The organism is Coleofasciculus sp., assembly GCF_046565525.1.
In the GTDB taxonomy this organism is placed as follows: Bacteria; Cyanobacteriota; Cyanobacteriia; order Cyanobacteriales; family Coleofasciculaceae; genus Coleofasciculus.
This window is the reverse complement of the sequence record NZ_JBKHUP010000052.1, coordinates 25,851-47,593: the sequence shown is the minus strand read 5'-3', so window position 1 is coordinate 47,593 and position 21,743 is coordinate 25,851. Positions and strand designations below refer to the sequence as shown.

The following is a 21,743-nucleotide window of genomic DNA, read 5'->3' as shown; positions in this document are numbered from 1 at the left end:
GAAAAATATTATGCGCCAAACCTGCTCCGTTTCTGTTTACCTCGCGACAGGGATTTCGGACATTTTCAGCTTGAGCTTTTGATCAGGATAATCCGTGAGGGTTAATGACAGCGCTGTGGCGTCATCCAACAACGCTGTAGGAATACTCACCGTACCCGAAAATTCCTCGCCATTTGACGGCAATTCTCCCGGTAACCCTTCAGTAATCGCACTCAACGCTCGACCTTTGTCATCGGTAACATTTAAAAAACTATAAAGGAATCGAACCGGATTAGCGCCCTCATTCTTTAAGCTGACATCTAGCAACAATGAGCCTCCCTGAAGATTGGCGGAACGAACCTCCAAAGTGACCCCCCGATCCTGGCTTTTGAGGGGTAAATTTTGATTCGAGCCACTACTGGTAAACGACGTCTGTGTGTTGAATACATCCGATTCAGACGATGCTTCTTCAACTTCAGATTGCTGATTCTCTGCGGCTGACTCGTCTGGCTTCTGTGTATCACTCTGGCTCTTTGACTCAGAGTCGTTATTATCGGTATTGGAGTCTTTATCCTTGTCTTGGTCTTGGATATAGGCGTGAACGTTGACCAGGATATCCCGTTCATTCAAAAGCGTAACCTCTTTACCTCCAGGCTCAACCTCCTGGTTATTTGCCAGCTTCTTCGTCGGGCGAACATCGGGCTGAGTCACACCTTTGAGAGCTTCATGACCCAGGGAAAATCCCCACATCGCACTCACAAAGCCAGCACCTAACATCATTGCCAGCAGAATCAGAGTGAGTGCTACAGTCGAGTTGAATTTCATTAGTGATTCAAGTTATAGAAGAAAATTGACATCCTCACCGCCCTACAAGGGACGGTGATTCCCTACCAGTCGAACAGTGATAGCTGCACGTACTCAAGGGTGGGTTGACAGATCATCATGCACTGCCTCATAAGAGGTCTTACACGCGCTCCCTGTCCGTTTATAGTCGTGGGTATGCCCTACCCCGACTCTTTCTATATTCGTGGATGCATTATCATCCCTTTCGTGTTCTACGCCGCAGTTGACACAGACAATTGTCCTGATTGAAAGGTCTAGTTTGCCCCATCTATAGCCGCATTCAGAGCATACCTGGCTGGTAGGCTCCCATCGGCTAATCACCCGAAAATCCCGGTTGTGCTTATCGGCTTTAGCCTCACACAATGAGCGGAACTCACGCCATCCAGCCTGACTGATTGCCCGTGCCAGTTTGCGATTCTTCACCATGCCACCAACATTGAGATCCTCCAAGGCGATGATTTGGTTCTCATCTACCACCTTGGTGGACAGTTTATGTAAGAAATCCTTCCGTTTGTCCCGGATTTTAGCGTTGAGCTTGGCTACCTTTAACCGCATTCGTCCGCGACGCTTACTTCCTTTTTGGCGTTTAGCTAACCGTCGCTGGGCGCGTTTAAGCTTACGGATATCCCTTGAATAATCTGGGCTATCGATTTTCTCTGCGTTGCTACAGCAAGCAAAGGTTTTTAACCCTAAATCTATCCCGATGGACGGGTTCTTCGCCGGGTGTATTTTCGGTTCCACCTCAACCACAAAACTGAGGAAGTACCTGTCAGCACAATCCTTAATTACCGTTACTGAACTGGGTTCAGATGGCAGAGGACGTGACCATTTGGTTTTAACTTCCCCAATCTTGGCTAGGTAGACTTTAGCTGCCTTGAGCTTAAATCCCCCCCTAGTGAACCGTGCAGTTTGGCGATTAGTTTTCCGCTTAAACCGTGGTGGATTCACTTTCAAGCCCTTGCGCTCCCCCTGCCGGGATGAGAAAAAGTTCTTGAATGCTACTCCTAAGTCGGCAACCGATTGTTGGAGAGGGATAGCTGATACCTCACCTAGCCATTCCCGTTCTTCAGCTTTCTTAGCCTGAGTGATACAAATTTTCTGAAGCTCACTGTTCTTAGGTAGCTTCTCCGATTGCCGACACAACCCTAAGGCATCATTCCATACCACACGGACACACCCAAACAATCGGGCTAGCGATTTCCGTTGCCCTAGCGTGGGATAGATTCGGTACGAATGTCGTGCTTTCATGTGATTATGATAGCGTCTTGATATTGTCGTGCCCAGATGAAACAGATATTGATTAGATGCTCACTATGCGAAACTTGAACGACTTAAGCGTTATTGTGCCAAGACACAAAGGACACAAAACGACGTATTGAGAGAGCTTATCCGCAACCTGGCGACTACAGATAAAAAGCCGTCCTAAAAGGACAGGGCTTTAGACCCATTAATTCCGGTAAAACCGTCTGACCTCTGCTCTGGAGCCTTTTTGTACTAAAAGCATCCTTGTGCAATAGGCGGCGAGCATCAGGAATAGCTCAACGGTTGCGGCAAGATATCCAACTCCGATTACTATAATATAGAGTAAGGATCAATTAACCAGGGTTGGCCGAGCGGTTGAGGCAGCGAACTCATAATTCGCCCAAGGCAGGTTCAACTCCTGCACCCTGGATTTTGTTTTGACATCCTCGTCCGCTCAAGTGGCTGATGTCAAGCCGCTAACGTGGCAATGGAGCTTCAAAGAAAAACTCACTTCCTTCAATTCGCGGACCCACCTGGGGTCTAAAGCGATCAGAAACAGGCAATAACCGAACCGAGGTGTCGAAGGGATTTGGTAAATCCGGTGTGCGAATCACTGGATCACTGGCAAACTGTTGGTTTAATGCATCCTCGTAGAGAATATTAATCAATTCGGCATCTCGCTCCAGTTCCAAATCTGGAAACGCCGCACCCCCGATTCCACCCGGACCAATAATATAGTCAAGCTGACGCCGGAGACTGCGGTTTTCGTAAAACGTTCTTGATTCACTGAAAAACGCTCGCTCGAAGGTGTCTGGAATCCTTTCTAGGCGGACTGGCTCAAAGTTTTCTTGTGCCATAGCTGTGCTAGCCACTATCGTGGAAGCAGTAATAAGCAAACCCCTGAGCGATATCCTCAACCCCTTATGCATAATTCTTAGCCTCACTTTTCCTCAATAATATTCTCATATTTGAATTCAGTATAGTGGTGATTGGATTTTCACCATTTGACTATCATGGCTGACAACAGTAAACCATTGCTTTCTCTGGATACCTCAACCCAATTAACACAACAGCGTCAGTTGCTGCTCGATTTATTTTGTCAACTGGCTTATCAAGAGGGAGACTTTGTTCTCTCCTCGGGACAGCGCAGTTCCTATTACATTAATGGCAAACAGGTTACGCTGCATCCTCACGGAGGACTAGCGATCGCACAATTGCTACTTTCTCACCTTCCCCAGGATACCCAAGCCGTTGCGGGTTTAACTTTGGGCGCTGATCCGATTGTCAGCGCGGTGAGTGTGGTGTCTGCGATCGCAAATCGACCTATTCCTGCTTTAATTATCCGTAAAGAAGCAAAAGGACATGGTACAAAGGCATATATCGAAGGTCCTTCTTTACCAGCAGGAGCCAAGGTTGTGGTGTTGGAAGATGTGGTAACCACGGGAAAATCGGCAATGAAAGCCGTTGAACGGTTGCGAGAGGCGGGGTATCAAGTGGATCAGGTGCTGGCTTTGGTTGACCGCCAGCAAGGCGGTGCTGAGTTTTACCAGTCGGTTGGGTTAGGGTTTCAGGCGGTGTTTACGATTCAGGATATCCAACAACGCTATCAGCAGCGCCTACATCAGTAGAGGTTGCTGAATAAGTAATGCTGTGAGGGGGAAGCGGTGTAGAGACGTGCCATGGCACGTCTGGGAGCTGGGGAAGCGAGTAGAACAAATGACCAGACTTTTCACGGTATTTGGGGCAATGTGTGTAGGGGCGGGTTTCACTACTATCTTTTCGGTTGCATCCAGATGTGACTAAACCCGCCCAGACGCTTCAAAAGCGCGTCTCTACAATAGTTTCTAGACTTCCCGTGAAAAGTCAGAACAAATGACAAATGACAATCATCAAGCCAATCCCTGAGAGACAAAACCTGCCCAATAATAGGGATGAGAAAAAGGCTGTTTCTCCTGCGCCAACGACTGCAAACGCTGCTGTTGTACCTGAATCTTATCCGCTAAATCCTGCCACTTCTGGCACTCAGCCACATCACCCTTAACGTTGGCATCATTCCGCCGAGTCATCGCCTGATCATACTGCTGTTGTAACGACTTGTCAATCTCCCCTTGATAATTCCTGGCAAACTCCTCTCCGGTTAAATTCCGCAGTTTAATCTGCCCCTGCTGTAACGCCTGAGAACGGCTCATCCCCGCCTGACGAAAATTGTAGTAAAAAATCGCTAACAGGGCGCTGGCTAAGTCCTCTACCGACCACTGGGTACTCACCACACTCCTGGCTCCAGCACAGAGAAATCCTGTGGCTAAACTGAGTAAATCATCGGTAACTTTGTTAACACTAAAATTGACCTCACAGCAGCAGGCAAATACATCAGATAAATTGGGCATTCGCCAACCGGGGCTGATGAGTTGACTCAGGGTTAGAGAACCATCCCCTAATACTAAATAAGAGTCTAGGGGTTGTGTGGGATTCGATATGGCATGATGGCTAGAGTGGAGAATTTGCACCTGTGAGGCTAAGGTTTTGTATTCGGTTACTGTCGCCTTGCGCCCTTGCAGGCGTTTGTCAGCAGAAACGCCGTAGGATTGGGCAAGGGTTTCGCATTCGTAGCGGGTGAAAAGTAGGTCTTCTGTGGCATCTTCAACAATACCCATTGTCGGCTGATTTGGGATTGGCGGGCGTTGGTGGCAATAGTAGAGAATTTGGCAGCTTGGTACAATCCGAATTCGGAATAAATCGCCTAAATAGGTGGTGGGAGTTACGGTTACTTTGGGTTGAGATTTTTTGCCAATGACTAATCCCCGTGTTTCTCCATCTACCCGTGTTTTTCCCTCATTCCCTACGCTTGTAGAGACGTTCCGGTGGAACGTCTCTATCCCATAAATCGGCAACGCGGCAAAGGGCATTTGATGTAAAGCTAAATGAGGCACAATAATTAATTCCTCAATTCCGGTGAGATACTGAAAAATCAAATCCTTTAGCTGCAAACGCTGGGCGAGTTCTTGGAGAAACGTTTCTATGTTTTCTCCCCATTCTGCCTTTGCCCCAATATAGGGAATAAACCAGTTTTCAATTATCCAATCCTGGAATGTTTCAAATCCCTGTTCTCGACAGGTATAGACTTGCGGACTCTTATCCTTAAGCAGGATAAAAACATGAGTATCATCACCCGTAGTGTAGAAACTCAGCAAGGCAGTGGTATTATTTTCGATTAACTCCTGCATCTGGTCTAAATTCAGATGTTCTACCTGAATTTGTCCCGCCAATACTGGATCATAACGGCGCAGTTGTTTCCAAACCTGTTGTTTTTTTGCCTCTAATCTCTGAATTTCTGCTAGGTTTGCTGCTAATGCTTCCCCATCCGGCAATCGACGACTTTTCGTTAATGCTGGCGTCGCTTCTGTCTGAAAACTCAATCGTAGGCTATTAATCCGCTGGTGCAATTCTTCATAGTCAATTAACAATTCTTGGACTTCTGGCTTAATTTCTCCCCCTAGGTTAAGCACATCACTCGCCATCAATTCAACTAGGCGTTGACAACGGAAGCGTTCGGTATATTCTAAAGCCTTGCCAATTTCACCAATATTTAGATAAGCTTGTACTATCTTATTGTAGACATAAATTGAATCCGCGAGTATCTCTTGGCGGCGTTCTTCATCAATCACCCAGTTACGACTTTGTTCGACAGCTTTGATGGCTAGTTGATAACTTTGAATCGCCAATTTTAAATTGTGATTATCCCAAGCAAGGTTGCCTAAATTTTTGCTCGTTTTGAAGCAATATATTGGGAAATTATCAGGGCTAAGGACAAGTAAAGCGTTGTGATAATGTGTGATCGCGGCTTCTAAATTCTCTGCCCTATCCCCGTGTATCCTATAGCTGTAAGCAGCCGCCAGATTGTTTTGAGTCATTGCCCATTTTTCAGGAAAGTCTGGCTGGGTATAGACAAATAAAGCGTTATTGCAATGTGCGATCGCGTTTTCTAAATTCTCTGCCCTATTCCCGCATATTCTATTGCTGTAGGCAAGAGCAAGATTGTTTTGAGTCATTGCCCAATCTTGGGGAAAGTCTGACTGGATATAGACAAGTAAAGCGTTATTAAAATGTGCGATCGCCGCTTCTAGATTCTGTGCCCTATTCCCGCGTATTCTCTCACGATAGGCATTCCCCAGATTGTTTTGAGTTATTGCCCATTGTTGGGGAAAGTCTGACTGGGTAAGGGCAAGTAAAGCGTTATGATAATGTGTGATCGCCGCTTCTAGATTCTGTGCCCTATTCCCGCGTATTCTCTCACGATAGGCATTCCCCAGATTGTTTTGAGTAGCTGACCAATCTTGGGGAAAGTCTGACTGGGTAAAAACGATAGCAACGGCTTGATATCCAGTAATAGCAATTTCTTTATTGCTAGCGATATTCCCTAAATAAAAATATTGAATTAAATTGCTGAAACAAAAAATATTTGCAGCTATACTTATAGCTGATTTTGTTTCAGTTTCAGTTAAAGTTTTATTTGTCCACGCTGTTAATATTTGGGCAAAGTTATTATCCAGCTTATCCAGATTTTTTTGTAGCAGAGGGTAGATTGACTGAGGACGATTATCAGTTGCCACTGCTTGCAATACAAACTTCAATAAATCTAGATAGTCTTGGGGGTTTACTGAGGTTGAGGGAATTCTCAGCCTTTCCGCTAATTTTAGTAACCAATTCGCGGCATTCTCATTTCCCGCCTCTGCCATTTGCGCCGCAACTGCTTTCATTACCTGCACAAACTCCTGATCCACTAATTCGGCGTTCGCCTGCAATAAGGAGAACTCTTCCCCATTGGGACAAGTTAACAGGGATTGAATCAGATTAATATAGGCAGTCATTCGTTGTTCGTCCATTGATATTTATCCTCGGTATTCAAAACGTTTACATAAACAAAAGATTGAACAGAAACGATTAAGTTTAGCCGTCTATCTACACCTCCACCACCTCAAACGCCTGATAAAATCCCCGCCAATTTTCCTCTGCTTCCAAATTAACCCACAATTGATGCAACCGTTCAGTATCCCAAATCGGTGCAGGTTCCTCCTCATTCGGTTTTAACCAGGGAAACTCTAACCAGCGATTCACCACAATCCCTAGAAACTCTTCTTTGCCTAGACTATCAAACTTAATTTTATCTTGTTCACATATTGCCCCAAGCTGAGGCATAAGTATTGTTTCTCCCGTGAGGCGATTCCTTGGCGCAAACGCGGCTGATGGACACATTATATACTGACTCTCACTGCCGCGATTCAGTAATAATAAATGTCCCGAATTACACTCTAAATCAATATGCATCATCGAGGGAATATTCACCCCAATCACAGGTTGTTCTCGCGTCTTACCCAGAGGAACCACTAATTTTTTATCCCCCGGATTAACCGGAGTAAATCGAATCCAATCTGCTGGAGAATCCGCCTGCTTTACCAACTCCTGCCAAATCCAATCCAATTGCCATCGAGGAAACTTATCCTCCCACAACCACTGATAAACCACCTCCCACGCGCCTTTTTTACCCCGTTGTCGCTGAATTAACGGCGCTGTATTCACGCCATCTTTTGCCATTTCTTCACCAAATACCTCCACCAGCCGCCGAATTACATTTTGTACAGTTGTATTAATTGAGGTTTGACAATTAACCCCCAGTAATGGTTCTGTCTGACTCATTTCTTCGGCGATTTCTACATGAGACGGCTGAGACTCCCGCCGCTGAAACCGCAGCGGAAAGAAGATGCGTTCTCTGAGATTTTTATCGGTAATATCTCGTGGAAATAACTGCTGGTTGATATCGTCCAGAAACTTTTGATTGTAATTCATACGGTTAACCCTAGGTTTTTGACATTTTCACCCTCATCCCCTAACCCGCTTTTATCCCCTTCCCGTTTCCCTTCAAAGCCTAACTTTTTAGGGGAAGTCTAGAAACTTGAATCGGGGCGGGTTTAGTCACATCTGGATGCAACCAAAAAGATAGTAGTGAAACCCGCCCCTACACAATCTCTCTCTCAAAACCAGATTCCCTTGAACAAAGCAAAGGATCAAAACTTACCTCCCTTCCTTGTGTCACATACCGTGAAAAGTTAGCTGCTTAATCCCTTTTTGTTCCCCTCTTTCTCCCCTCTTGCTCCCCTCTCCCACGCTTGGGAGAGGGGCTGGGGGTGAGGGCTGGCTAAGCTGGGGGTGAGGGAGATTGTGGCTTAAGTTGACCTAGATAGCAAGCCTTGCGCCCCTACATTTAACGTAGCAAAACCGATGTCAATTGTCATTAGAAATACCCTAAGAAATAAAACCTACTATTTACAGCTATTTCCAATTATTTTCCTCTATTTATAATCTGTTTCGAGCCATTTGTAGATAATTATCGTTAATTTACCACAATCCCAATCAATCGAATTACTTTTTCTAACTACCTACTTCCTGTTTTCAATCTATTTATTCCATCGCCAGACTAGACCTCATAAGCCTAAATTTAACGAGGTCAAGCCATGAAATCTCCAACATCCAAAACCTGGAAAAATAAACTCTGGCTATTAGCCGAATTCCTAATTCCTAATCTCATCGGCTGGTTGTTCAAATCCAACCTAGAACCGTGCGTCAGTCTTTGCTTCCTACTGTGGAATTGGCTAATGGATGAACAGACGCAATCCGATGAACACCAACGCCGCAAATCCTGGCTCATGTTCTTAATTCTTTCTGGTATGGCGTTAGCGATATCATTCAGTTTTCCTGCTTCCTCTGTAGATTGTGAGACATCCATTAACCCTCAAATTGGTCACGATTTATAGTAGAAGGCAGAAGGTAGAAGGGAATAGGAGTGCGAGCGGTTCGCCTACTTCTTACTGTTGCACAATTTTCGGCTTTTCACCCATTAACCAATAGGTTTTCATTTTACCCTTGCCTTTAACCCGGATAAATCCCCGTTCGACTAACTCAAACTTGTCTCGCAAGCGCTGATACGTTATCTCAGTCACCTGAATTTTGTCGGGTTGACCGCGAGATTCCATGCGACTAGCGATATTCACTGCGTCACCCCAAATGTCATAGCTAAACTTAGTCGTACCAATAACGCCAGCAATAACGACTCCGGTGTTAATCCCAATCCGCAAACGAAAATTCTTACCCGTTGAGGTATTGATTTGTTCAAGGCTCTGTTGCATATCCAGTGCCATTTGCGCGATCGCATCGACATGGTTGCTCTGAGGGGTAGGTAGTCCGCCAACTACCATATAAGCATCACCAATGGTCTTAATTTTTTCCAAACCATGCTTTTGGGCTAATCGATCAAATGTAGAAACGATCATGTTGAGCAAGCTAACCAGTTCTTGGGGAGAAATCTGCCCCGCTAGTTGAGTGAATTTCACTAAGTCGGCAAATAAAATGGTCACATCTTCATGTTTCTGGGCGATTAATCCTGGCTCATGTTGCAACTGCTTGGCAATAGTTTGGGGCAAAATATTGAGTAACAAGTTCTCAACTTTTTGCTTTTCCCGTTTTAAAGCCGCATCGGTTTGCTTGCGTTGGGTAATGTCATGAAAGAAAACTGAGAGTCCTTCATAGGAGGGAAAAGCTCGCACTTCAAACCAGCATCTGATGGGTGGGTAGAAGGCTTCAAAGGTGACAGGACTCTGTTGATCCATCGCTTTGTGATATTGCTGATCAAATTTTGAACCCACCGCATCGGGAAAAGTATCCCAGAGATTTTGGCGCAGTAATTCTTCAGGTTGGCGCTGTAAAATTTGAGCGCCGACTTTGTTGATATAGGTAAATCGCCATTGTCTATCCAAGGCAAAAAACCCATCGGTCATGCTTTCGAGGAGTTCGACGACTTGCTGATCTGATACTCGCTGCTTGGCTTCGACTTCCTGGCGCCTAGCAACTTGGCGATTTAACCGGGTTAAATTCAATCGTAGTTCCATTTGGTTAATCACCTGACGGCTTAAAGCTTGGAGGGCGGTGATCTGTTGCGGTGTGAGATCGTGAGGAATCTGGTCAATCACACAGAGGGTTCCCAGGGGAAAACCATCCTTTGTTACTAAAGGAGCACCAGCATAAAATCGAATATTCGGATCAGACGTTACCAGAGGGTTCCCGGCAAACCGCTCGTCTTCTAAGGCATTGGGTACAACCATGATATCTTCGGGATTCAGAATAGCATGAGCGCAAAATGCCTGTTCTCTGGGTGTTTGTGTCGCATCGATGCCAACTTTTGACTTAAACCACTGGCGATTTTGATCAATCAGGCTAATCAGGGCGATGGGAGTCCCACAGATGTGTGAGGCTAACATCGTCATGTCATCAAAGTCTTGTTCGGGTAGTGTATCAAGGATGTTGTACCCCCGCAGAGCTTTGAGCCGTTCTGCTTCGTTGGCGGGTAAGGGTGCAGCTTGCATCGGGGGTGGGGTAGAGGAACGCCGACGCGATCGCAGCGACATTATCGTGTTATATAAACCTTTACCAAGTTTTGCCAGCCATCTGATGAGACTGACAATTCCTCTAAGCAGATTTTTTTTTAATCGTTTACTTTGACGATTCGGCTTAAACAAGGGTTAACCGTTTTGAAACACTGCACAATGTATCTAAATGGTAGCCACACCACTTGAAGGATGAACATTAATGACTTGCTGGTAACTATTTTGACTGAAACCGTGAAAACTTGCATAAGCCCTAAGCATCAATTCCGACTCATAAAAAACAAAAAAAGGTGGGTATTACCCACCTTCTTGTTCTATGTGTTATAATCTAAAGTTAGCTTTGCTTAACAGGTTCCTTGGCTAAGAACTTCTCCAATTCTGTCAACGCATCCGCATCAACCTTGGTCTGCATTGGGCAGAACTTGGGTCCACACATTGAGCAGAATTCAGCCGTTTTATAGATATCTGCGGGCAAAGTTTCGTCGTGATATTCTTTTGCACGATCGGGGTCAAGTGATAACTCAAACTGGCGATTCCAGTCGAAGTTATAACGGGCGCGGGAGAGTTCATCGTCTCTGTCTCGTGCGCCAGGGCGATGGCGTCCAATATCAGCAGCATGGGCAGCGATTTTATAGGCAATTAAGCCATTTCGCACATCTTCAGCATCCGGTAGTCCTAAGTGTTCTTTCGGCGTCACATAGCACAGCATGGCTGTCCCATACCAACCCGCCATTGCTGCCCCGATCGCGGACGTGATATGGTCATAACCAGGGGCAATATCAGTCACCAAGGGTCCGAGCACATAGAAGGGTGCTTCAGAACACTCTTCCATCTGCTTTTTGACATTAAACTCAATTTGATCCATCGGCACATGACCCGGACCTTCCACCATCACTTGCACATCATGTTCCCAAGCGCGGCGAGTCAGTTGTCCCAGGGTTTTCAGTTCTGCCAATTGCGCTTCGTCAGAGGCATCATGAGTACAGCCGGGACGTAGGGAATCGCCTAAACTGAAGGAAACATCGTACTTCTTGAAAATCTCGATAATATCGTCGAAGTGAGTGTACAGAGGATTCTGCTTATGGTGGTGCAGCATCCACTTCGCCAGGATACCGCCACCGCGAGAAACAATACCGGTTAGGCGATTTCTCACCAAGGGTAGATGTTCAATCAGAAGTCCCGCGTGAATGGTTTGGTAATCAACTCCCTGCTGGGCATGTTTCTCAATAATCTGGAGAAAGTCATCCGGGGTCAGGTTTTCTATCGTACCGTGAACGCTTTCCAGGGCTTGGTACACTGGTACTGTGCCAATGGGTACAGGGGAAGCGTTGATAATCGCCGTGCGGATTTCATCTAGGTTCCCACCCCCCGTGGATAAATCCATCACAGTATCGGCGCCATATTTAACCGCTAGGTTCAATTTAGCGACTTCTTCGTCAATATTGGAAGAATTGGGAGACGCACCAATATTGGCATTGACTTTACACTTAGACGCGATGCCGATACACATCGGTTCTAAGTTGGTATGGTTAGTATTGGCAGGAATAATCATTCGTCCCCGCGCCACCTCATCCCGAATCAGTTCTGGGGAGAGGTTTTCCCGCCCTGCGACATAATGCATTTCCTCGGTAATCACACCTTGGCGGGCGTAGTGCATTTGTGTAACATTACCCTGTCCCTGCCGCTTAGCGACCCATTCTGATCTCATATTAGATTCCTTTTAATAAACCGCTTCCCTCCGCTGGTCTTAACCAGTCTCAGGTTCTCAGGGTGTAATCTCAGCCTGGTTGCTCAGGCACCCCTAGCTATTAGTTGTTCATCGTACCACTAGGCTTGGGTGAGGGGAGCAAGCTTTATAAAAGTTTACATTTGTAGCTAGTTGGCACACCTAAATAGGGGCTGCTGAATAAGTTTTGTGGTGATACCAAATCCGGGTTAGCTACCCCCGTTATAACCCAGTCCGCGCAGGCGGACTTTGTTTGTGTAGCTGTGACTTCTAGTCGCCTCTTCTTGCTTATTTTATTTAGGACAAGTGCTCAAACAAATGTGGGCAAATCATCTCAAGTCACTGTATCCCCAGCGTAGTTTTAAGGTTTCTTGTGATAGAGATGAATACACCGTGGTTGTCACCTTCCATCAGATGTTATATCGGAATAACAATCAATATTCTCCTAGGAAATCGCCCATTCTTGCCAACAACTCGTAGGGGCGAAGCATTCTTGCCAACAACTCGTAGGGGCGAAGCATTCTTGCCAACAACTTAGTACGAAGCCCATAAGCTGATTCAAGAATGCTTCGCCCAGAACCCAACCCCAAAGTGACAAAGATGGATCAGATTCTGTTAGCGTCGGAAGCATGTCAAGGAAAGCACACAATATTCAAGCTAACCCGATAAGTTAGGTTTCGTTCCAAAAGCCCAACCTACTTGCATTAACATGCAGCCGTGAGCGTCTCGCCCACAATGCTCCCCTCACAATGCGAGATCAGATGGCGAGCAAGATGCTCGCACTAAAGTTAGGCGTCACTTTCGATGTAGATAAACAGAAGTCCCATCACCACCGCAGGCATGAGCCAACAGACGACAGGAATCAGAATCCAGGGTAAAAACGAAGCTGCATAAGAACCGGTCATGTCAAATTGTCCTATCTAAATTTACAAGAGTCCCAAACAAATATTACTCAATTCGTGAACCATAGGGGTTAGTTATTAACCAAACCCCGGAAAATGGCATCCACCGTCTCAAAATTCTCAAGTAAGAAATAGGCAACGAAAGCGCCACCCATACCTCCAACAAAGAATCCACCCGCAAATTCACTCCAACCTTCAGAGGTTTTGAGCCGTTCTGTACTCGGAGGGCTTTCGGCGGCGTCTTTGAGCGACACTAATCCCCAAGCTGCCATTCCGGCGGTTCCCAGAAGAACTAACACCAAGGCGCCGACTAAGCCGCCCAGGTACCTGGCAGGTTCATAATCCCGTAACGGTCCAAATACAACCCACGGACCAAGCAGGAAGTAACCATGAGCCATGCCAATTTCCAAACCGCGTAGAAACGGGGATAGCCCTTTGCGGTAAGCTGGCAGGTTGCCAATAAACGCTCTGGTAAACGCCGAATCGCTGATAGGAGTCGATAAATGACCCACAAAAGGGTCACCCCCATAAGGTTTTACCATTTCCATATCTCTTGCATCTGCCATTTAGATGTTGCCTCTCACTCTGAATGTTTACAAAAATACCTGACTTAACATTGTACGCAGGGAGGGGTAATCCCATGGCAGAATATGGGAAGACCTTTAAAAAACTTCATCAAATTAGTTATAGGTTAAGGATATAGCACCGCCGTGTCTCCATGGAGTAATCGGCATGAATCATCATCTACGCCCACAGACCAAAACCCCTGACTTCTTGGAGAAATCAGGGATATGACCTGCACAAATGCGGCTCGATGTCAAGACATGAGCTAAAAGTCGGTCGTTCACTATTATTGTAGTATTTTGAAAAAAATAGTAATCTCAAGAGTCAGTAAATGAGACAAATCTTCAATCAACTATACAAAAACCTGAAACGTCTAATACTACCGCTATTGCTGGGCGTTTTAGTCAGCGGATTGGTAGCTACACCTGCCAACGCTATAGGCGTCTACCAAATGCCCAAGGTCAACGCGGGTGAACCAACCTGGGTGATTGATCAAGCCGACGTACTCAGCCGCCTGAGTGAAGGCAAGTTGAGCAAAAGCTTGGAAGACTTAGCCCAGAAAACCGACAAGGAAGTCAGATTTGTGACCATTCGCCGTTTAGACTACGGTGAAACCGCAGACAGCTTTGCCCAAGCCCTATTTGAAAAATGGTATCCGACACCGGAAGCACAAGCCAATCAAACGTTGCTGCTGATTGATACCCTGACCAATAATACTGCCATTGTCACCGGGGAAGCAGTCAAGTCAATTATGCCCGACGACATCGCCGAAAGTGTCGCCTCAGAAACAATGACAGTCCCCTTACGGGATGGTAACAAGTACAATAAGTCTTTTTTAGAGGCTAGCGATCGCTTAGTTGCTGTTCTATCGGGTCAACCTGATCCCGGTCCTCCGGTTGTCGAAGAAACGGTTCAGGTTGAAGGCACATTTACCAGTGCTGAAGAAACTGACACCAAAAACTCGACCATCTGGGTTGTTGTCTTATTGGTTGTCGCTACAGTAGTACCGATGGCAACCTACTTCTTTTATCAGGGCTTCTCTGGCTAAGTTGGTCATTTGTCATTTGTCATTTGCCACTGTTCCCTGTGAGGCGCTAATCTTGGACATACTCCTGTCCAGTAATTAAAGCATACTCAGCCCGCATAAACTCCCGTCCTAAATAAGCCCCATGATCTAACATTGTGACTGGACAGGGCTGGGTTTGCTCAAAAATAGTCACACAAATTTCCTTGGCGGTTCTACCTGTAAATAAGGTAGTATGAGTCCGTTCCACCTTCCCCCGTGCGGGAATCGGTTTACCTGTTTCTGGGTCAACGGCTAAACCGCGATCATCGATCACATTGGTGAAATGTTTGGCACAAATTAACCCCCCATCCCGGTCAAGGTAGATAATAAAATATCCACCAGGATCAAGTTCAATTTCCCGCTTAGACAGTTTGTCATCAATAGTACGCAGGTCTTCTGCTGTTTGGTTCATCTTTTCTTAACTCAATGTTTCCCTTCTTGAATAGTACCGTGCTTGGACACTTTAAAGCAGGCAGAGGGTAGGAGGCAGAAGACTCAAATGGACAATTGGGACGAAAATTCAGACTCCTGCCAATTATGCTGAGGTTAGTTAGGAAACAAAGAGACTTTCATAAGTGATCATTGCCCGACAAAATCAATCCTGAACCAAAAATTCAATGTCTCGTTTAGTAAATGGTAAGTCGTTATTAATCGCATCGATTTCTTCTTGTTCCATTTCATTCACCTCACCAATATAGTGGCGCAAAATTTGCATCAGGCGTTGATTATAAAATCGGTGCAGACTGTGATTCGGTGTAGCCGGAAATCCTCGCCGTCTCTTGTGGCGTCCCCCTGCGCCCGGATCAAACATATTAATCCCATTCGCGATCGCCCATTCTATGGGGGTGTAATAGCAAGCATCGAAATGTAGGCAATCATATTCCTCAAAACAGCCCCAATAACGCCCATACAACTGATCGCCCTTATGAATACAAAACGACATTCCCACCGGATGTCGGTCATCATCATCTCGATAAGCCGCCACCAATACCACGCGATGACGATAGTCGGGATACAACTGTTCAAAAAATTTGCGCGTCAGATACTTACTACCCCAAAAAAACTTATCGCAGGTGCTGCTATAGAAGTTATGAATCAGGGGAAATAATGATTTTGGAATATCATCCCCGACTAAAGGAATCAAACGCAGTCCGGCTTGGGTAACCGCTTTACGTTCCCGCTTAATATTACGCCGCTGATTGGCGTTAAAGATACTCAGATAATCATCAAAACTACTAAACCCTTTATTCTGCCAAATATAACTGTGATGCAACCAGCTAGTAAAACCATGGCGTTCCATCACCTGTCGCCATTCAGAGTCAACAAAGAGAAAATGACAGCCGCTAATCCGGTTATTCCCGCAAAAGTGGTCAATAGCACTGATCATAATCTCAGTGAGTTCATCTTCATCTTCTCCAGGTGCGATTAAAAATCGGTAACCGCCTGCTGGGGTAAACGGCGTCATTCCCAATAGCTTTGGATAGTAGCGAACGCCTAAGCGATTGGATAGATCTGCCCATTGGTGATCAAAGACAAATTCTCCATAGCTATGACCTTTAATGTAGAAGGGCGCAGCGGCAATAAGCTGTCGGTTTAGCCATACCGTTAAGTGATTGGGCAACCATCCCGTTTTAGACGTCGCACTTCCCGATGTTTCTAAATTATTCAACCAATCCCATTCTAGAAACGGTGTTTTCAGGGGTTGGGCAAGGGCATCCCAAGCCGCTTGGGGAATATCAGCGATCCGGTTAACCCAGGTAACGGAATAGTCAGTCTGCGGTTGGTAAACCATTGGGAAAATCTATAATTAGGTCTAGGTTGGCAGGGGTTAAAATGAACGGTGAAGATCGTCATTTGTCATTTGTCATTGGCAAGGGTTGGAGGGGTTATTTACATAAGTTAACATAGTAGAGTTTATTTTGACCCTTCACTTCGCTGATAGGGCATGGTGAATTTGTAGGGGCGGGTTTAGGGACTAATCTTGACTGTTGTTCCCAGCTTGGCGACAAAACCTGCCCTTTATTTAAGAGAGTAGAGACGTTGCCTGCAACGTCTCTACTACTCCCCCATCTCATCCCCTCAACAGGCGATAGTGCACAAATAACTCTTGCTCAATCCTCTCAACCGCCAAAAGTTCTAAACGCCTTGCCAATTGCTCCGAAAATCCAGACCCCTCCACTGGCGTTGGGGCAGCTGCACCTCCTAAAATCAGGGGGCAAACTGTGAACCAGAGTTCATCGATTACATCAGCAGCGAGTAGAGACGCCATTAATTCACCCCCCCCTAAGACGGCAAGCCTTTGGATTCCCAATTGGTTTAGCTGTTGATAAGCGTCATGCCAATTCATCCCATCACTAGAGGTGTTCACAACCAAAATTCGCTCAAAATAATCTGACTCATCCTGCCATGATGTAGCACCGGCTGGTGTCGTCAACAGCCAACGTGGCACGTTTTGGCGAAAAAAGCGTAATTGCGGATCGAATTGAGCTAGACGGGAGCAAACAATCTGCACAGGTTGGATGGGTAAGCCCCGTTGTTGACGCTGTTGCCGTAAGTGGGGATTTGAGACAATCCGAGTAGTCCCATAAGCCCGGAGAGTCCCTGCACCGAACAAAACACCATCCGCTAATGCCACCTGGTTTTCCAGATGGGCTTGATCCGCAGGCGATGAGAATCGAGCAGGCGATCGCGTCATATCCGCAATCTTACCATCAGCACTCATTGCTAAAACAACGGTAGTATGGGGTCGATTGATGGCAGATGTTTCCGGCATAGTTGTCTGGGGCAAAAAACAACAATGGTGACTATTTTGGCGCAATTGACCCAACTATTGTCTGAATATCTGCAACTAAATCAGAACAATCGAAAGAAGTTTTGAATAGTTCTAGGATAGATATAAGGGGTTTTCATGGAGACTCGGTGACTCGTAAACTGTATTAAAGATTACTTTTTCTTTTGCGTTTTCTTCTTATCACACCAGCACATCTTATGGCTAAGCCAGGTCAATCCTCCTTTCGTCGTGTTCTGCTGTCACGCCTGTTGTTACTCAGCGTACCAGTGTTGCTCTTGGGAGTTTATGTGACCTACACAAAAGCACGCTCAACGCTTCTCGACACAGCACGTCAAAATTTAACCGAAAGTGCTGTGAGAAAAGGGGACAGCATTCAAGAGGCGATTTCAGCGTTAAAAGCCAACCTGCTGACCGCTAGCCAAGCCATAGTCCTTCAATCTCAGTCATCGACAGCCTATCAACAATTTGTCAATCAACTGGCGCAACAACTACCAACCCCGATCAATTGCGTGCAGTTGAGTGATATCCAGACTCAAGATATCGTTAGCAGTACCTGTGACGAACCGTTACTCGTCACTCAGCCAGTGGTATCGCAATGGTCTAGACAGCAAGGTGAGGTCTCTTCAGATCCGTCTCAAATTAAGGTAACAGTGCTACTTCCCCCAGCACCCTCAACCCCCCCCAAAAAGCAAGCCGAAGCCATCTCAGCCAAAACTCAACTCCCCATTCTGTTGAGTGCGCCCGTTTATAACTCCGATGGTCAACTTCAATATGCTTTGAGTATTCGCTCAACCTTACTCCAGTCCAAATATATCCAGCCCGGTTCACTGTCTGGCGAACCCGTGGTAATTACGCAATCAGGTAAGATTCTGGTGCATCCCATCCCCAAGCAAGTGGGACGCAATATCAACGAACAACTCGATTCTCCAAGATTTCAAAGTCTGGTCGAAGACGCGATCGCAGGTCGTGAGTCCTTTATCCATCTTGCCTTGGAAAAGGACGCTCAGGAATTCCTCGCTGGCTACACCGCGATTAAAAGTCCGATTAGCGACCAATCCGACCAACAATGGATTATTCTCGCCGTTACTCCCTTAAAGAGTGCGTTGGTCGGTCTTCAGGATATCCGCCAAGTTCTGTTTATCCTCACCTGTGGCTTAATTGCTGCCAGTATTTTAGCCACGATTTATATTGCCCGCGATTTAGCCCGTCCCTTAGAAAAGCTCAGAGATTGCGCCCTCCATGAATCCCAGCTTCACTCTAACTATCGCATTCCTCATACCTTCAAAATTCGAGAAATTAACCAATTAGCCGAAGCCCTTGATGCCATGTTTGAGCGCCTCAAACATTGGGCGGAAGAACTTGAAGCCGCCTGGAAAGAAGCCCAAGCCGCCAACCAGCTTAAGAATGAGTTTCTTGCCACGACATCCCACGAACTGAGAACTCCCCTCAATGGTATTATTGGTTCCCTGCGACTGGTCAAAGATGGTTTCTGTGATGACCGCGAGGAAGAACTAGACTTTTTACAACGAGCCGATGATGCTGCCATTCACCTGTTGAAAATTATCAACGATATTTTGGATTTGGCAAAGCTTGAGTCGGGTAAACTATCGGTTGAAATTGAACTTATCGATCTGCGTCAACTACTTGATGAAGTGATTCACTTGCAGGCAGTACCGATTCAAGTGAAGGGTATCGATTTCCATACAAAAGACTTACATGAAAAACTTCCAGTCCGCGCCGATCCCGCTAAACTTAAGCAAGTCCTGATCAATGTTATTGGTAATTCCGAAAAATTTACCGATTCGGGCAGCATTACAGTCAGTACGCGGATTGAACCAGCCAGTGAAAAGACCCAGCCATTAGTAAGTGCTGATGATTCTACCTCTATTGCTCGCGTCTCCAATACTCCCAGCAATGGGCAAGTCACTAAAGCTCAGGGAACTGGAGAGTTGCTTTCCCAAGTTGTTGTAACGGTTAAAGATACGGGAATTGGCATTGATCCCGTGCAACAGTCTAAACTTTTTCGTCCCTTTGTCATGGTAGATGGGTCAACCACACGCAAGTACGGTGGTACAGGTCTCGGTCTGGCTATTTCCCGCAACTTGATCGAATTGATGGGGGGGACAATTACTCTGTTTAGTGCTGGAGAAGGTCAGGGAACGACGGTAAATATTAGCTTACCCCTTGTCCAAACAACAGGAAAGGAGACAGAAGCTAAACGGGATAATGAGCAACCCGCACAGCTATCAACAGACTTGTCTAAACCTCAGGAGTCAATTGGCGAGATTAACGGAAAAGTTACAACCGATTAATTTATCAACTTAGGATTACCTACGGGATTGACAGCGCCGGAAGAACTATCCCATGTCTCATATTGAAAGGAAACATTTCAAATGATTGCTCAACCCCAACCTCAATTAATGACTCCTCAGGAGTATCTGGAATGGGAAGAACAACAGCCCATAAAGTACGACTATATTAATGGGGAAGTTTTTGCGATGACAGGGGGAACCCTTCCCCATAACTCCATTGCCGTCAATCTGACATCTGCACTCAAAAATCACCTGCGGGGTAAAGGCTGTAAAGTCTTTATGGCAGATGCCAAAGTAGGAGTTTCGCTTCAGGGACCTTTTCACTATCCAGATGTGATGGTTAGTTGCGATCTGCGAGATCAAAGAGCGCGTAAAATTATCTATCATCCCTGTTTACTGGTAGAAGTCCTGTCTCCAGGTACAGAAGCTTTTGATCGCGGCAATAAATTTAAGCATTATCGTCGGATTGATACCTTAAAAGAATATGTTCTGATTGAGCCAGACAAAATGAACGTGGAATCCTATCGGCTCAATGAGAAAGGAAAATGGGAACTCACGTCTTATTCATTTGAAGAAACAACGGCTAACGGCACAGAACTAGAGGTGTATTTAACTAGCGTTGATTTCCGATGTCCTATTTCTTTGCTGTATGAAGATGTTGTCTTTCCTGAAGATAATCCAGAAGAAACTTAAGCTACCTTGCTTGAGCGCGATGGGATGTCAAGTTGACCGCTCAGATAGCCGGGGAACCTTAATCGGCTCTCCCCCCTGTTGGAGAGACTGGGATAGACAACTGAGGATATTGACCAATTGAGCCGCCACCCAGCCTGAAGACTCTGAGACAGGTTGATTACCGCGTACACTCTGCAAAAAGCGATCGCACACCACCGCCAAAGGTTCGCTCCCCTTGATTTCTATGACTTCACGCCGTAAACCCGCAGGCGTAAAAACATCTCCACTTTGCTCAAAATACCCATGCTGAAGCGTCAGAGGCGTATCATTTTGCATCTCATCAAAAATCAACGTTCCTTGACTCCCCACTACCCCCAAACGCCGTTGTTTATCCGGGTTGAGCCAACATAAGTGAATATATGCCTGAAAACCCGTCTGGTACGTCAAAATAATGTAAACAAAATCTGCTAAATCTTGCTCACTAAGAAGGGCAGGTTTAGTTACGTTAGAGGTTTGCAGCGAAACTTTATCAGTCAAAGGAGCCCCTACAGCCGTGTCCCTTGCTCCTTCTTGACGTTGTAACCACACTCGTCCCGTGGCTTGAACTTGCACAGGTTGCTCACCTAACCAGGTATTGAAGATCGCGATATCATGAATCGCTAAATCCCACAGCGCGTCTACATCCTGACGCACCGGTCCTAGATTAGTCCGAGCAGCATAGCCATAGCGCAATTCTCCTAAACACCCCGATTGCACCACCGCTTTGCCCTGCTCAACAGCCGGATGAAATAAATAGGTATGATCCACCATCAATTGGCGCTGCTGTTGACGGGCTAAATCAGACAACTGTTGGCATTCAGCCGCATCGAGGGTCAAGGGCTTTTCTGCAAGGACATGGAAACCTTGCTGTAGGGCGTCTTGAATCAGGGAATAATGAGTCACAGCCGGAGTCGCGATCACAACCGCATCACACTCTATTTGGGAACGTATCGACTGCCAATTGTCTGTTAGAACCACATTGTCATTCAGTTTCAACCGTTCTTTAAGCTGAGTTAAGCGTTCCTCAGAGGAATCAACTACTGCTACCAGTTGGGCATCCGGATGTGACGCGAAATTCCGCACCAAATGTGTACCCCATCGTCCTGCTCCCAATACGGCAATTTTAATCTTCATAGAAATTTTGAGTTTTGAGTTTTTCGGGGTGGGTTTCA

At 46.0% G+C, this 21,743-nt stretch carries 18 protein-coding genes, 1 tRNA gene and 1 riboswitch; of the genes, 6 read left to right on the top strand and 13 right to left on the bottom strand.

Going from position 1 to position 21,743, the window contains the following annotated elements:
* Nucleotides 1–36: 36 nt before the first annotated feature.
* Together ACLGGO_RS19115 and ACLGGO_RS19110 are read right to left on the bottom strand one after the other, a co-directional pair.
* Nucleotides 37–804 carry a hypothetical protein gene (locus tag ACLGGO_RS19115; protein WP_446336702.1) on the bottom strand — a complete coding sequence of 256 codons (768 nt, stop codon included), beginning with the start codon at nucleotides 802–804 and terminating at the stop codon, nucleotides 37–39.
* 93 nt (nucleotides 805–897) lie between these two features.
* Nucleotides 898–2,070, bottom strand: a complete 1,173-nt coding sequence (locus ACLGGO_RS19110; RefSeq protein WP_446420501.1) for an RNA-guided endonuclease InsQ/TnpB family protein — start codon at nucleotides 2,068–2,070, stop codon at nucleotides 898–900.
* A gap of 351 nt (nucleotides 2,071–2,421) precedes the next feature.
* Here ACLGGO_RS19110 and ACLGGO_RS19105 point away from each other — a divergent pair.
* A tRNA-Ile gene (locus tag ACLGGO_RS19105) sits at nucleotides 2,422–2,494 on the top strand.
* Nucleotides 2,495–2,540: 46 nt separating this feature from the next.
* On the opposite strand, the gene ACLGGO_RS19100 is transcribed toward ACLGGO_RS19105, so the two are convergent.
* Entirely contained in the window at nucleotides 2,541–2,936 is a 396-nt protein-coding gene (locus tag ACLGGO_RS19100) for a hypothetical protein (protein ID WP_446420500.1), read from the bottom strand.
* Nucleotides 2,937–3,077: 141 nt separating this feature from the next.
* Here ACLGGO_RS19100 and pyrE point away from each other — a divergent pair, with 141 nt between their 5' ends.
* Nucleotides 3,078–3,692, top strand: a complete 615-nt coding sequence (pyrE, locus tag ACLGGO_RS19095; protein WP_446420499.1) for an orotate phosphoribosyltransferase — start codon at nucleotides 3,078–3,080, stop codon at nucleotides 3,690–3,692.
* A 261-nt stretch (nucleotides 3,693–3,953) separates the two neighbouring features.
* On the opposite strand, the gene ACLGGO_RS19090 is transcribed toward pyrE, so the two are convergent.
* Together ACLGGO_RS19090 and ACLGGO_RS19085 are read right to left on the bottom strand one after the other, a co-directional pair.
* Nucleotides 3,954–6,947 carry a CHAT domain-containing protein gene (locus tag ACLGGO_RS19090; protein WP_446420498.1) on the bottom strand — a complete coding sequence of 998 codons (2,994 nt, stop codon included), beginning with the start codon at nucleotides 6,945–6,947 and terminating at the stop codon, nucleotides 3,954–3,956.
* A 76-nt stretch (nucleotides 6,948–7,023) separates the two neighbouring features.
* Entirely contained in the window at nucleotides 7,024–7,908 is an 885-nt protein-coding gene (locus ACLGGO_RS19085; protein ID WP_446420497.1) for a hypothetical protein, read from the bottom strand.
* Nucleotides 7,909–8,573: 665 nt separating this feature from the next.
* Between ACLGGO_RS19085 and ACLGGO_RS19080 the strand changes: the two genes are divergently transcribed.
* Nucleotides 8,574–8,873, top strand: coding sequence for a hypothetical protein (locus tag ACLGGO_RS19080; protein WP_446420496.1), 300 nt, complete (start codon nucleotides 8,574–8,576; stop codon nucleotides 8,871–8,873).
* Nucleotides 8,874–8,924: 51 nt separating this feature from the next.
* Here the strand turns inward: ACLGGO_RS19080 and ACLGGO_RS19075 are convergent, their stop codons facing one another.
* The 4 genes from ACLGGO_RS19075 to ACLGGO_RS19060 all read right to left on the bottom strand — a co-directional run bounded on the left by ACLGGO_RS19075 (nucleotide 8,925) and on the right by ACLGGO_RS19060 (nucleotide 13,693).
* Nucleotides 8,925–10,631, bottom strand: a complete 1,707-nt coding sequence (locus ACLGGO_RS19075) for an adenylate/guanylate cyclase domain-containing protein (RefSeq protein ID WP_446420495.1) — start codon at nucleotides 10,629–10,631, stop codon at nucleotides 8,925–8,927.
* Between the two features lie 202 nt (nucleotides 10,632–10,833).
* A complete protein-coding gene (thiC, locus tag ACLGGO_RS19070) occupies nucleotides 10,834–12,207 on the bottom strand; it encodes a phosphomethylpyrimidine synthase ThiC (protein ID WP_446334013.1) in 1,374 nt (457 codons plus the stop codon).
* Nucleotides 12,208–12,215: 8 nt separating this feature from the next.
* Nucleotides 12,216–12,312: riboswitch (TPP riboswitch) on the bottom strand.
* Nucleotides 12,313–13,013: 701 nt separating this feature from the next.
* Complete coding sequence (locus ACLGGO_RS19065; RefSeq protein WP_446334143.1) at nucleotides 13,014–13,130, bottom strand: photosystem I reaction center subunit VIII; 117 nt, start codon at nucleotides 13,128–13,130, stop codon at nucleotides 13,014–13,016.
* A 68-nt stretch (nucleotides 13,131–13,198) separates the two neighbouring features.
* Nucleotides 13,199–13,693, bottom strand: coding sequence for a photosystem I reaction center protein subunit XI (locus ACLGGO_RS19060; RefSeq protein ID WP_446420494.1), 495 nt, complete (start codon nucleotides 13,691–13,693; stop codon nucleotides 13,199–13,201).
* Nucleotides 13,694–14,022: 329 nt separating this feature from the next.
* Between ACLGGO_RS19060 and psb32 the strand changes: the two genes are divergently transcribed.
* A complete protein-coding gene (psb32, locus tag ACLGGO_RS19055; protein ID WP_446334141.1) occupies nucleotides 14,023–14,739 on the top strand; it encodes a photosystem II repair protein Psb32 in 717 nt (238 codons plus the stop codon).
* Nucleotides 14,740–14,785: 46 nt separating this feature from the next.
* Here psb32 and ACLGGO_RS19050 read toward each other — a convergent pair whose 3' ends face one another.
* The 3 genes from ACLGGO_RS19050 to ACLGGO_RS19040 form a co-directional block, all read right to left on the bottom strand.
* Entirely contained in the window at nucleotides 14,786–15,169 is a 384-nt protein-coding gene (locus tag ACLGGO_RS19050; RefSeq protein ID WP_446334140.1) for a DUF4346 domain-containing protein, read from the bottom strand.
* 183 nt (nucleotides 15,170–15,352) lie between these two features.
* Nucleotides 15,353–16,549, bottom strand: a complete 1,197-nt coding sequence (locus ACLGGO_RS19045) for a GNAT family N-acetyltransferase (protein ID WP_446334139.1) — start codon at nucleotides 16,547–16,549, stop codon at nucleotides 15,353–15,355.
* 279 nt (nucleotides 16,550–16,828) lie between these two features.
* Nucleotides 16,829–17,530 carry a RibD family protein gene (locus ACLGGO_RS19040; RefSeq protein ID WP_446420493.1) on the bottom strand — a complete coding sequence of 234 codons (702 nt, stop codon included), beginning with the start codon at nucleotides 17,528–17,530 and terminating at the stop codon, nucleotides 16,829–16,831.
* 215 nt (nucleotides 17,531–17,745) lie between these two features.
* Here ACLGGO_RS19040 and ACLGGO_RS19035 point away from each other — a divergent pair, with 215 nt between their 5' ends.
* Nucleotides 17,746–19,860 carry an ATP-binding protein gene (locus ACLGGO_RS19035; protein WP_446420492.1) on the top strand — a complete coding sequence of 705 codons (2,115 nt, stop codon included), beginning with the start codon at nucleotides 17,746–17,748 and terminating at the stop codon, nucleotides 19,858–19,860.
* 81 nt (nucleotides 19,861–19,941) lie between these two features.
* The gene (locus tag ACLGGO_RS19030; RefSeq protein ID WP_446420491.1) at nucleotides 19,942–20,553 is read left to right on the top strand and encodes a Uma2 family endonuclease; all 612 of its coding nucleotides are present in this window, start codon (nucleotides 19,942–19,944) and stop codon (nucleotides 20,551–20,553) included.
* A 27-nt stretch (nucleotides 20,554–20,580) separates the two neighbouring features.
* Here ACLGGO_RS19030 and ACLGGO_RS19025 read toward each other — a convergent pair whose 3' ends face one another.
* Complete coding sequence (locus ACLGGO_RS19025; protein ID WP_446420490.1) at nucleotides 20,581–21,705, bottom strand: Gfo/Idh/MocA family protein; 1,125 nt, start codon at nucleotides 21,703–21,705, stop codon at nucleotides 20,581–20,583.
* Nucleotides 21,706–21,743 lie beyond the last annotated feature (38 nt).